The following is a 12242-nucleotide window of genomic DNA, read 5'->3' as shown; positions in this document are numbered from 1 at the left end:
AGAGCGTCGCACTGCTCGAGATGTCGACGCGATCAGTTGGATGATCGAGGAACTGCGCGTGAGCTTGTTTGCGCAGTCCCTCGGTACACCCACACCGATTTCCGAAAAGCGAGTCCTGAAAGCTATCGAAGCGATCAAGCGTTGATGTTCGGCGAGAATTGCGCGATCAGTAGATTGTCTGAATGTTGACGTTGGTGAGGAAACCGCCAAAGGTGGCAACAGTGTTGGCGAACCCGAGGGTTACCAGGCTGTTCACGACTCCGAGAACTGCAACTAAGTTCATAACGCCTCCGTGAAGATCCGAGATGCGGACGAACGTACCTGGTAGACACTAAGCGAATAACGTGCCCGATTTGTTCGATTGTTCGCTTTGTGTTCTCAGCGTTACCTAAGACCGCTCTGTGCTCTCAGCGTTATCTGAGGCGAAGGCCTCAGTCGACGGAAACGGTCTCGGCGCCGGGAGCCTTCTCGGCGGCACGGGTCTCTGCATGCTCGCGCATGTCGGTGATCTCACGTTCGAAATCCGCAGCCGAGCTGAAGGACTTGTACACCGATGCGAATCGCAGGTAGGCGACTTCGTCGAGATTTCGAAGCGGATCGAGGATCGCGAGCCCTACCTCGTTACTGGGAATTTCGGCAGAACCCGAAGCTCGAACGGCATCTTCGACCTGTTGGGCGAGCAAATTCAGCGAATCGTTGTCCACTTGGCGGCCCTGGCATGCGCGACGCACACCTTTGACAACCTTTTCTCGACTGAAAGGCTCCGTGACGCCGCTGCGCTTCACGACCGAGAGAACTGCCGTCTCGACCGTGGTGAATCGGCGGCCACACTCGGGGCACGAACGGCGCCGCCTGATCGCCTGGCCCTCGTCGGCCTCGCGCGAATCGACCACTCGGGAATCAGGGTGCCGGCAGAACGGGCAATGCATCGGGGTTCCTTCGTTGTCGCCGAAATGGCCGCAACTCAGATTCGCTACCGACTGCAAATCCTCCGACGATTTACAGAGCAGATCCACGTACTCAACGCGACCACCCGAGGTGGTGGGACTGTCAAGTGGACAGCTTACTCGCTGTGAACGGACTGCTCTCACGCTCGGTACGCCCCCGCCTGGTACGGGGTAGGTCAGCGCCCCGAGGCCGGCACGATCAGCGTTTGTCCCACTGACAGTCCGGAACTCGACATCGCATTGAGATCCATGATCTGCTCGATCACCGAACCGACAGCCTGGCCAGGTGCAACCTTGGCAGCAATATCACTGAGGGATTCACCCGCGGCAACGCGAACCACTTCGGTCGCGCCGTTTGTCGCAGCTACGTCACCACTCGACAAAGCGCCGATCCCCACCAACGCCAACACTGCGAATGCGGTGAATACGGCGCCCAGGAAAACCGTCTTCCAACTGACATCCTCGGCGGCCACTTCATGTTCGACCCGTGACACACCGACCCTGTTTCGGTGCGCGAAACTTCCTCCGTACGGGCGTGACGAATCGTGCTCGCTGTCCCACCGGCGAGGAGATTCGCGCAATGAACGCGAACCTGAAACCGCGCCCACCGCCGGAACCCGGCGAACGACGGCCGCCTGCGGTTCGTTGTCGACATCCCTGGCCACGCCACGCATTTCGGCCGCTCCGCGCCGTTCGAAGGACACAGCGTCTGCATCGGGCCCATAGAACGAGGGGTGGTACTTCAGTGCCGACGTACCGTCGAAACCAAACGCGTCGAAACCAATCGCGTCGTCGAAAACCCTGTTGCTTTTCAGTGCTGCGTTACCCATCGTGACCTCCGCTGGTCGACACCGATCGATGTGTTCGATCATGCGTTCGATGGAACGCATGTTCGAATTTCTACCACGCCTGGCCGACAATGTCTCTACTTGGAGCGACACGAATCGAACAGATGTTTGAAACCGCGAGCAAATCCGGCTAGATTCGTGTCAGACCACACAGCGGGAATTGCGAAAGCCTCCGTGTTTGTCGACAGCTCGAATGTTGGCAGGAGGCACCGACAGGTTTCTGCGCGACTTGCACCAGGCACTTTTGCAGGCAGTTTTCAAACACGACTTGTTCAGACACGACTTTTTCAGACACGACTTCTTCAGACACGGAGGCAACAGGCCATGAAGGACGATCGCTCCAGCACAGCCGCGGAGGCAGGAGCTTCTGCAGTTCCGTCTCCGTCGAGCGAGACGCTCACCGAGCGTCAGCGGCGCGTTCTCGAAGTGATCCGAGATTCGGTGACGGAGCGCGGGTATCCGCCGAGCATTCGCGAAATCGGGGATGCGGTGGGGCTTACCTCCACGTCGTCGGTCGCGCATCAACTGCGAACGTTGGAGCGCAAGGGCTTCCTTCGACGCGATCCCAATCGCCCTCGTGCAGTCGATGTTCGGGGTCTCGACGAGGTTGCGGCCGATACCGCCATCGCGTCGGTGTCGAAGCATTCCGGCGAGTACAACAGTGCCGACCCGCTGCCAGAGCCGGCGTTCGTCCCCATCCTGGGCCGCATCGCTGCCGGCGGACCGATCCTCGCCGAGGAAGCTGTGGAGGATGTGTTTCCACTCCCCCGCGAGCTCGTCGGCCAAGGTTCGCTCTTCATGCTCAAGGTTGTCGGTGAGTCGATGATCGATGCAGCGATCTGCGATGGCGACTGGGTTGTCGTCCGTCAGCAGAACGTCGCCGAGAACGGTGACATCGTGGCCGCAATGATCGACGGCGAAGCCACCGTGAAGACGTTCAAGCGTACGAAGAAGGAGGTGTGGCTGATGCCGCACAACGACCTCTTCGAGCCGATTCCCGGCAACAACGCCGTCATCTTGGGCAAGGTTGTCACGGTCATGCGGAAGATCTGAGTTCGCTCGCACCCTCGATCACAAAACTCTGGGCCCCGGCATCAGCCGGGGCCCAGAGTCTTTTCGTGACGATCAGCGGTCCATCACCCGAATCAGAGATTCAGCGAACGTCCGATGATCTCCTTCATGATCTCGGTTGTGCCACCGTAGATGGTCTGCACACGAGAGTCCATGTACGCCTTGGCAACCGGGTATTCCTTCATGTAGCCGTAGCCTCCGTGCAGCTGGAGGCAGCGGTCGATGAGCTTGACCTGAGCTTCGGTGGTCCACCACTTCGCCATCGCAGCTTCCTGCACGGTCAGCTTCTCGGCATTGAGCTGCTCGATGAACTTGTCCACCAGGATGCGCACTGCCGTGGTCTCCGTTGCCAATTCGGCCAGTACGAATCGGGTGTTCTGGAAGCTGCCGATCGACTTGCCGAATGCCTTGCGGTCACGGCAGTACTGGATCGTGCTCTCGAGAACCGATTCCATTGCGGCGGCAGCAACGACGGCGATCGAGAGTCGTTCCTGGGGAAGGTTCTTCATCAAGTAGAAGAAGCCCATTCCCTCTTCGCCCAGCAGGTTGGCAGCGGGAACGCGTACGTCGGTGAAGCTGAGTTCGGCGGTGTCCTGAGCCTTCATGCCGATCTTGTCGAGATTGCGTCCACGCTCGAAGCCGGGCATGTCCCGCTCGACAACGAGGAGGCTGAAGCCCTGAGCACCCTTGTCCGGGTCGGTGCACGCGACAACGATGATGATGTCGGCGTTGATTCCGTTGGTGATGAAGGTCTTCGAACCGTTGAGTACCCAGTGGTCCCCGTCGCGAACTGCTTTCGTCTTGATGCCCTGCAGGTCGCTACCGGTACCCGGTTCGGTCATCGCGATCGCCGAGATCAGCTCACCCGACGCGAATCCGGGTAGCCAACGCTGCTTCTGCTCCTCGTTGGTCAACTCCAGGAGGTACGGCGCCACCACGTCGTTGTGCAGCGTGAAGCCGATACCACTGAAGCCACCCTTGGTGGTTTCCTCGGTGATGATCGTGTTGTAGCGGAAATCCTTGACACCGCCGCCGCCGAATTCCTCAGGTACCGCGGTTCCCAGGAATCCCTGCTTTCCGGCCTCGACCCAGACGTCACGATCGACGATGTTCTGCTCTTCCCACTTCTCGTGGTTCGGTGCCACGTGCTGTGCCAAGAACTTCTGGTACGACTCCCGGAAGAGTTCATGTTCCGGTTCGAACAGGGTGCGCTCCACGCCGACTCCTTGCAATTCGATATACGGCACTTCAGTGATGTACCCGGTGGGGACGATGTACCCGGTCGGGATGTTTTCGCTGAGACTGGGCACGCCGAAGTTCGCGGGCCCACGTCACTGCCTCCGACGGTAGAACCTGTTGCGATACCCGTCGATGACCCGAACGATCACGATTCGTGACTGTAGCGGTTATCTGTTACTCGAAGTACGGAATTTGGCGAGGTATCGCATGATCGGGTAGGCGACCAGGATGCCGATCGACCCCCAAGCGATGCCGCCCAGCTCGACCGAACCAATGGTCAGCGTCAGGTTCCCGATGCCGGCAACCAGTGCGGCAGCGGCGACGGTCAGGTTGACCGGATCGGTGAAGTCCACCTTCGCTTCCATCCAGATGCGCACACCGAGAATGCCGATGAGTCCGTAGAGAACCATCGTCGCACCGCCGATGACGCCGTTCGGAACCGTGAAGACCAGTGCACCGAATTTGGGCGAAAATGCCAGGATCACGGCGGTGGCGGCCGCTACCCAGTACGCCGCGGTCGAGTACACACGCGTCGCTGCCATGACCCCGATGTTCTCGGCATACGTGGTGGTTCCGGATCCGCCGCCGGCGCCCGCCAAGGTCGTGGCGAGACCGTCTGCAAACAGCGCATTGCCGGCCAGATCATCGAGGGACTTACCCGTCATGGCGGACACCGCCTTGACATGTCCGACGTTCTCGGCGACCAGAACGATCACCACGGGCAGCGCGAGCACGATCACCGACCAGTCGAACGACGGTCCGTGCAGACTCGGCAGCCCGAACCAGTCGGCTTCGCGCAGAGCGGACACTCGTTCACTGTCGAGACCACCGATGACCGCGGCGAAGACCCAGCCGATCACGACGCCGACCAGAATGCCCAACCGGCCGAGCAGCCCGGGACCGACGACCGTGACCAGCAGGATCGAAACGAGCGTGACGGTGGCGATCAGCGGCTGCGATTCGAAGGAACCGACCGCCGTCGGAGCGAGGTTGAGACCGATCAGCGCGACGACCGCGCCTGTCACTACCGGCGGCATGACGGCGTCGATGACCCGGCTGCCGATCAGACGTACGGCGACGCCGATCAACATCAACACGATGCCGACGGCCATGACGGCACCGAGCTGCGCGGCCGGGCCCGATCCTGCCGACGCTGTCAGCGGGGCGATGAACGCGAAGGACGAACCGAGATAGCTCGGGATCCGGCCCCGGGTGATGAGCAGGAACAGCGCGGTGCCGATACCCGAGAACAACAGCGTCGTCGTGACGGGGAAGCCGGTGATGGTCGGAACGAGCAGTGTCGCTCCGAACATCGCGATGACGTGTTGCATCCCGATTCCGATGGTGCGCGGCCAACTCAGTCGTTCGTCCGGCGCCACGACGGCTCCGTCGGCGATCCGCTTGCCGTCTCCGTGGACAGTCCAGCCGATTCCGCCGGCCCCGGTCATTGTTTCTCGTTCGATCACAGGTCGAAATACTAGAGGTCAGGCGCTCGGTCTCCGACCGAGACCAACGAAACCAGTTCAGCTGATTGCGTCGGCCGCCGCTTTGCGCGCTGCCACCGGATCACCGGTTGCCAGCACCGCCGCCGCAGCCGCCTCACATTGCGCCATGGTGACTGACCCGACCTTCGCTCCCACACCCGCGACCGACGCCGCAGCGCACGACAGCGAGGAAACTCCGAGTCCGGCCAGAACACACGCCAACAGTGGATCGGCGGCCGCCTCACCGCAGACGCCGACGCGCTTGCCTGCCGCCTGACCGGCCTGGGCCGTACGTGCGACAAGGGCGAGCACCGCGGGCTGCCACGGATCGGTCAGGTCGGCGAGTTCGGAGGACATCCGATCAGCGGCCATCGTGTACTGAGCGAGGTCGTTGGTACCGATCGAGAGGAATTCGACGTGTTCGAGAATCTGGTCGGCCAACAGCGCCGCCGCCGGGATCTCCACCATCACACCGGGAACAAGATCGCGTGCCCGCACCGCATCGGCAAAACGTTTCGCCTCGGCCGGGGTGGCGATCATCGGTGCCATGACCCACGGCGACGAGTTGGTCGACGCCGCGGCTGCCGCGATCGCGTCGAGCTGGCGGTCGAGAATTCCCATGTCCTGCCAGGCGATTCGGACCCCACGAACGCCGAGGGCCGGATTCGCTTCCTCTTGATGGTTGGCGAATTTGAGCGGCTTGTCCGAACCCGCGTCCAACGTGCGAATGATGACCTTCTTGCCTGCGAAGGCCTCGAGAACTTCGGCGTAGATCGCCGCCTGCTCGTCTACGGTCGGTTCGGTCTCACGGCCGAGGAAGCAGAGTTCGGTCCGGAAGAGCCCGATGCCTCCCGCTGCGGTCAGCGCCGCGGCCCGAGCGCCGGCGCCGTCTTGAACGTTGGCGAGGACGTCTACCGGCCGGCCGTCCGACGTCCGGCCTGGTCCGGTCCACGTGCTGACGCGTTCACGATCGATCCGGGATTGTTCGACCAGTTCGCGCGCCTGCTCAGGATCGGGCTCCGCGATCACGTCGCCGGTGGTTCCGTCGATCAGAATCGGTGTTCCGGCCGCGATGGATTCCAGTTCCTTCGCGGCCACGATGCACGGGATGCCCAACTGCCTCGCGATGATTGCCGTGTGGCTGGTCGGGCCGCCGAAGATGGTCACGAGTCCGATGATCTTGGTTGCATCGAGGCCCGCGGTGTCCGCAGGAGCCAGATCGTCCGCGCACAGCACCGACGGCGTCTCGGGCATCGGAACTCCGGGTTCGGGCAATCCGGAGAGTTCGGCGATCACGCGGTCGCGGATGTCCTCGAGATCGGTGACGCGCTCGGCCATCACACCGCCGACCTTGGTGAACAGCACCACGAACTGCTCCGTCGCCGCGATCGCAGCCTGCACCGGGGGCACTCCGCCGGCGATCGACTTCTTTGCCGCCCCGATCCAGCCGCGATCGGCTGCCATCGCCGCGTTGGCCTGCAAGACCTCGGCGGCCGCGCCTGTGGCTTCGCCGGCCCGTCCGAGAAGGCGGTTCTCGACAGCCTTCGCTGCTGCGACGAAGGCGTCTGCAGCGGCCTCTCGATCGGCCTCGTCGAGGGCCGGTGCATCGGTGACGAGTTCTGGTCGGCTGGACGGCCAGATAGCCGGGCCGTATGCAATTCCGGGCACGACGGGGGTGCCGTGCACGGTGATTCGGTTGAGCTGTTCGGTCATCTGTCCTCCTTGAGCGATGGGCCCGGTGTCACACCGGATCACCTCGAGCGCGTAAAGCCCTCACCTTCGTTGTGACGAAGATTACTCCCAAGTCTTGACATGTCAACACACTCGGGCGTAAAACAACATAAAGCAACATTCACTGTGATCCACAACGCACCGTCGGATCACATTTCGGAATCGGAGAGCACGTGTACGCGGAAGAACGCCAACAAGCGATCGGCACCATGGTGTCGCAGCGCGGACGCATGTCCGTGGCGGCGCTGTCGGAGACCTTCGGAGTGACCGCCGAGACCGTGCGTCGCGATCTGGCCTTCCTCGAGCGGATCGGACAGATCAGGCGTGTGCACGGCGGCGCCGTTCCGACCGGATCCCTCCATGTGACCGAACCGGGCATGGCGGAACGCGATCAGACCCGCGCGCAACAGAAGGACCGGATCGCCCGCTGCGCGGTCACCTATCTCCCTCCTACCGGCGGCAGCGTCATCTTCGACGCGGGCACGACCACGGGCCGCATGATCCCCGAACTACCGACCGAGAACGACTTCACGGCCGTGACCAATTCCGTGCCGATCGGCGCACGACTGGCATCGATGAACTCGATTTCCCTGATCCTGCTCGGCGGACGAGTACGCGGGGTGACGCAAGCCGCGGTCGGCGAGGACGCTCTACGCCTGCTGAGCACGTTGCGGGTCGACGTCGCCTTCGTCGGAACCAACGCGATCAGCGTCGGACACGGACTCTCCACCCCGGACAGCGAAGAGGCCGCCGTCAAACGTGCGATGGTCAAGGCCGCCAATCACGTTGTCGTGGTGGCCGATTCCAGCAAAGTCGGCCGCGAGCACTTGATCAGCTTCGCACCACTCGACAGCATCGACGTCCTCATCACCGACGAAGAGATCAGTCCCACAGACACATCCGAGTTCCACGACCACGGAATCGAGGTGGTGATCGCATGATCGTCACACTGACAGCCAACCCGAGTATCGATCGGACCGTACAACTCGAGCAACGGCTCGAACGAGGCTCCGTCCTACGCGCCCACTCCACTCGCAGCGACCCCGGCGGCAAGGGGGTCAACGTGGCGCGTGTTCTCGCCGCAGCCGACCTCGACGTGCTCGCGGTGCTGCCGGGAAACGGTGGTGACCCTCTGCTCTCGGCGCTCGCAACCGGTGGGATTCCCCACATCGGCGTCGCCACAACGGGTCCGGCTCGCACCAACATCACCATCGCGGAACCGGACGGGACCACGACGAAGATCAACGAACCGGGCGCAACGCTGTCCGGTTCGACGCTCGACGCCCTGGCACAGGAGTTGATCGCCCGCGCCGATACCGCACTGTGGTTCGCGCTGTCCGGCTCACTGCCTCCCGGCGTTCCGCTGGGGTGGTACGGCGAACTGGTCGCCGCGCTGCGCGATCACCCGTGCAAGGTGGCGGTCGACACCTCGGACGCCCCACTGACGGCACTCGCCGAAGGCTTCCCCGGCTCGGCACCTGATCTGCTCAAACCCAACGGCGAGGAACTCGCGCAACTGACCGGCGTCGACGGCCACGTCCTCGAACGTGCTGCCGAGAACGGTGATCCCGGGCCTGCAGTCACGGCGGCGCAGCGATTGGTCGATCGCGGCGTCGGCAGCGTGCTCGCCACGCTCGGCGCAGCCGGTGCCGTCCTCGTCACGGCCGACGGCGCGTGGATCGCCACCGCTCCCCCGATTGTCGCAGTCAGTACCGTCGGCGCAGGCGATTCGTCGCTGGCCGGCTACATCCTCGCCGAAGCGGGCGGCGGCTCGGAATCCGAGCGGCTACGTCACGCGGTCGCCTACGGAAGCGCCGCTGCCTCCCTTCCCGGCACAACCCTTCCCACACCCGAACAGATCGATCTGGCAGCGGTTTCGGTATCTGCAGCAGATGCCGCCTCTCCCATCCCCGTCCCCACCGAACTCGCCTGACGCCCTAAGGAACCTGACATGTCCGATACCACCGCAGCCGGCAGTTCCGGCCCGGAGATCATCAGTCCCGAACTGATCTCACTCGACACCGACCTGGGTTCGACCAAGGAAGATGTCATTCGTTCTCTCGCAGCGCGATTGACTGCAGCGGGACGGGCGAGCGACGCCGCGGGACTGGTCGATGCCGCACTCGCTCGCGAAGCGCAGTCCGCGACCGGACTGCCCGGCGGAATCGCAATTCCCCACTGCCGCGCCGAGGCTGTCTCGTCCGCGTCCCTGGGGTTTGCTCGACTCGATCCGAAGGTCGACTTCGGTGCACCCGACGGCCCCGCCGATCTGGTCTTCCTGATCGCGGCACCCGAAGGCGCCGGGGCCGAGCACATGAAGCTGCTCTCCTCGTTGGCCCGAGCACTCGTCAGGCCCGCGTTCGTCACGTCACTTCGTGAAGCGTCGACGCCGGACGAGATCGTGAGACTGGTCGACGAGGTACTCAATCCCGCACCGAAGGATCCTGCAGCAAAGGCTGCGGCAGCGACACCCCCGGCACCTGTTTCCACCGGGAAACACGCTACCGAGGAGACCCCGGCACCAGCGCCCGCGGAGCGTCACATCGTCGCGGTCACCGCCTGCCCGACCGGAATCGCTCACACCTACATGGCGGCGGACTCACTCGTCGCCGCGGGTGAACGCGCCGGCATCAAGGTTCACGTCGAAACGCAAGGTTCGAGCGGAAGCACCCCCCTTGACCCTTCGGTGATCGCGGGAGCCGCCGCGGTCATCTTCGCCACCGACGTCGGAGTGAAGGGCCGCGAACGATTCGCCGGTAAGCCCGTCGTCGCTTCCGGTGTGAAGCGGGCAATCAACGAGCCGGACAAGATGCTCGCAGAAGCGTTGCGCGCCTCCGAGAATCCCGCCGCCGCCACCGTTGACGGCACCGCCGCAGCGGCCGCGGATTCCGATGCCGGTTCCGTAGGGTTCGGCACCCACCTCCGTCAGGTCCTCCTGACCGGTGTCAGCTACATGATCCCGTTCGTCGCGGCCGGCGGTCTGCTGATCGCACTCGGCTTCCTGCTCGGCGGATACGAGATCTCCGGTCCGGCCAAGGACATCGTTCTCAACAACTCGATCACCAACCTTCCCGACGGTGGTCTGGCCACCTATCTCGGCGCAGTGCTGTTCCAGATCGGTTCGTTGGCATTCAGCTTCCTGGTGCCCGCGTTGGCCGGCTACATCGCCTTCGCCATCGCCGACCGGCCTGGCATCGCTCCCGGCTTCACAGCCGGCGCGGTCGCCGTGTTCGTCGGTGCCGGTTTCATCGGCGGCTTGGTCGGTGGTCTCATCGCCGGTGTCGTCGCGCTCTACATCGGCCGGATCGCCGTCCCGCAGTGGCTGCGAGGCCTGATGCCGGTGGTAATCATCCCGCTGTTCGCGACGCTGGTCGTCGGAGCACTGATGTTCATCGTCCTCGGGCGTCCGCTCGCCGCGATCACCTCCGGTCTCACCGACTGGCTCAACGGACTGTCCGGCAGCTCGGCCATCTTCCTCGGCATCATTCTCGGCCTGATGATGTGCTTCGACCTCGGTGGACCGGTCAACAAGGCGGCTTACGCCTTCGCCGTCGCCGGACTCAACGTCAACGACCCGGCCACTTTGCGCATCATGGCGGCTGTCATGGCTGCCGGTATGGTTCCGCCGCTTGCCATGGCACTTGCCTCGACGGTGCTGCGTCCCAAGCTCTTCAGCGAAGCCGAACGGGAGAACGGAAAGGCTGCCTGGTTGCTGGGTTCGGCATTCATCTCCGAGGGCGCGATTCCGTTCGCCGCTGCCGACCCGCTTCGCGTGATCCCCTCGATGATGGCGGGCGGCGCGGTCACCGGCGCGCTGATCATGGCTTTCGACGTCACTCTCAGCGCCCCGCACGGCGGGATCTTCGTCTTCTTCGCAGTCGGCGGAATCGGCTGGTTCCTGGTCTCGCTCGCCGCGGGAACCGTGGTAGCTGCGCTCGCCGTCGTCGGAGCCAAGGAGTTCTTCCGCAAGGGGCCGTCCGATGCCGAACTCGACCCCGAAATCGTGCCCGCTGCGGCATGATCGACAGCAGGCAACACTGCAGTCACCACCTGAGTCACCAGATCTGCCCGAACACCCCATAACGTCCGCAACGACAGTTCTACAACGAGGAGATCCCATGCCCAGCAAGACAGTTGCCGTCGGTTCCGCAGTCGGCCTCCACGCCCGCCCCGCCGCTCTCATCGCCGAAGCAGTCGGAGCCTCCGGCGCCACGGTCACCCTCGCAGTCGCCGACGGCGAACCCGTGGATGCAGGTTCGGCACTGATGATCATGACGCTCGGAGCCGCCAAGGACACCGAAGTAACCATCGAGTCCGACGACGCCGACGCACTCGCCAAGGTCGCCGAGCTGGTAGCCGCTGATCTCGACGCCTGACCCGATGTCAGTCGGTGCTGTGTAGCGGGCCGGACACTCTCACGGAGTCAGTGCGAGTGTCCGGCCCAGCCAGTCCATTTCGAGTTCCAGAGCAGTGCCCCACACATCACCCGAGTGCCCGCCGGGAAGGGTGTAGTAGTCCACGTTCATGTCGGCGGCGCGTGCAGCCTCGAACATGATCTCCTGCTGAGGGCGGTAGATGTCGTCGTCCTCACCCGCGACAAATACACCCGACAACTGCGGATACCGATTCTGCGCCATCAGGTCTCGGGCGTTGACCGCGTCGAACGCGCTTTCGTCACCGTCGAACATGGCCGCCACGGTGTCCTCGTGATCACCGGTCGACGGTTCGTCCTGGCCGGAGAAGTCCAGGAACGACGGGTATCGGTCCGGGAAGTTCACGGCCATCTCGATCGCGCATGTCCCGCCGTAGGAGAACCCACCGATAGCCCATTGCGCAGCGTCCGGATTCACTTGAAGGTTCGATTCGATCCAGTTCGGGACGTCCTGGTCCAGATACGTCGCGACGTTGCCGAGCGCAGAATC

General features: G+C 63.5%; 12 protein-coding genes. 6 read left to right on the top strand and 6 right to left on the bottom strand.

Annotation, left to right across the window (positions count from 1 at the left end; translation table 11 throughout):
* A partial coding sequence (locus A2J01_RS37445) for a DUF3418 domain-containing protein (RefSeq protein ID WP_156519255.1) occupies positions 1–145 on the top strand: 145 nt, incomplete at its 5' end.
* Positions 146–431: 286 nt separating this feature from the next.
* Here A2J01_RS37445 and nrdR read toward each other — a convergent pair.
* Together nrdR and A2J01_RS12370 are read right to left on the bottom strand one after the other, a co-directional pair.
* A complete protein-coding gene (gene nrdR / locus A2J01_RS12375; protein ID WP_030535543.1) occupies positions 432–929 on the bottom strand; it encodes a transcriptional regulator NrdR in 498 nt (165 codons plus the stop codon).
* Positions 930–1123: 194 nt separating this feature from the next.
* Positions 1124–1837 (bottom strand): LysM peptidoglycan-binding domain-containing protein, encoded by a 714-nt coding sequence (locus A2J01_RS12370; RefSeq protein ID WP_064112804.1) that lies wholly within the window; start codon positions 1835–1837, stop codon positions 1124–1126.
* 282 nt (positions 1838–2119) lie between these two features.
* Here A2J01_RS12370 and lexA point away from each other — a divergent pair, with 282 nt between their 5' ends.
* The gene (gene lexA, locus A2J01_RS12365; RefSeq protein ID WP_007735195.1) at positions 2120–2848 is read left to right on the top strand and encodes a transcriptional repressor LexA; all 729 of its coding nucleotides are present in this window, start codon (positions 2120–2122) and stop codon (positions 2846–2848) included.
* 92 nt (positions 2849–2940) lie between these two features.
* Here lexA and A2J01_RS12360 read toward each other — a convergent pair whose 3' ends face one another.
* The 3 genes from A2J01_RS12360 to A2J01_RS12350 all read right to left on the bottom strand — a co-directional run bounded on the left by A2J01_RS12360 (position 2941) and on the right by A2J01_RS12350 (position 7302).
* Positions 2941–4083 carry an acyl-CoA dehydrogenase family protein gene (locus A2J01_RS12360; RefSeq protein ID WP_064112805.1) on the bottom strand — a complete coding sequence of 381 codons (1143 nt, stop codon included), beginning with the start codon at positions 4081–4083 and terminating at the stop codon, positions 2941–2943.
* Positions 4084–4272: 189 nt separating this feature from the next.
* Positions 4273–5553, bottom strand: coding sequence for a uracil-xanthine permease family protein (locus tag A2J01_RS12355; protein WP_020907537.1), 1281 nt, complete (start codon positions 5551–5553; stop codon positions 4273–4275).
* A 75-nt stretch (positions 5554–5628) separates the two neighbouring features.
* On the bottom strand, positions 5629–7302 hold the full coding sequence (locus A2J01_RS12350; protein ID WP_064112803.1) for a putative PEP-binding protein: 1674 nt from the start codon (positions 7300–7302) through the stop codon (positions 5629–5631).
* A gap of 191 nt (positions 7303–7493) precedes the next feature.
* Here A2J01_RS12350 and A2J01_RS12345 point away from each other — a divergent pair, with 191 nt between their 5' ends.
* From A2J01_RS12345 to A2J01_RS12330, 4 genes are all read left to right on the top strand, one after another.
* A complete protein-coding gene (locus A2J01_RS12345; RefSeq protein ID WP_064112802.1) occupies positions 7494–8261 on the top strand; it encodes a DeoR/GlpR family DNA-binding transcription regulator in 768 nt (255 codons plus the stop codon).
* The gene (locus tag A2J01_RS12340; protein WP_064112801.1) at positions 8258–9253 is read left to right on the top strand and encodes a 1-phosphofructokinase family hexose kinase; all 996 of its coding nucleotides are present in this window, start codon (positions 8258–8260) and stop codon (positions 9251–9253) included. The genes A2J01_RS12345 and A2J01_RS12340 overlap by 4 nt, the downstream gene beginning before the upstream one ends.
* Positions 9254–9271: 18 nt before the next feature.
* A complete protein-coding gene (locus tag A2J01_RS12335) occupies positions 9272–11341 on the top strand; it encodes a PTS fructose transporter subunit IIABC (protein ID WP_007735189.1) in 2070 nt (689 codons plus the stop codon).
* 97 nt (positions 11342–11438) lie between these two features.
* A complete protein-coding gene (locus A2J01_RS12330; RefSeq protein ID WP_003942144.1) occupies positions 11439–11696 on the top strand; it encodes an HPr family phosphocarrier protein in 258 nt (85 codons plus the stop codon).
* Between the two features lie 39 nt (positions 11697–11735).
* Here the strand turns inward: A2J01_RS12330 and A2J01_RS12325 are convergent.
* Positions 11736–12242, bottom strand: a 507-nt coding sequence (locus tag A2J01_RS12325) for an alpha/beta hydrolase (RefSeq protein ID WP_269455311.1), incomplete at its 5' end; no start/stop codon positions are given.

Origin of the sequence: Rhodococcus sp. EPR-134, assembly GCF_001647205.1 — a bacterium.
GTDB lineage: Bacteria > Actinomycetota > Actinomycetes > Mycobacteriales > Mycobacteriaceae > Rhodococcus_F > Rhodococcus_F qingshengii.
The sequence above is the reverse complement of the archived record's forward strand: the minus strand, read 5'-3'. Positions and strand labels throughout refer to the sequence as shown.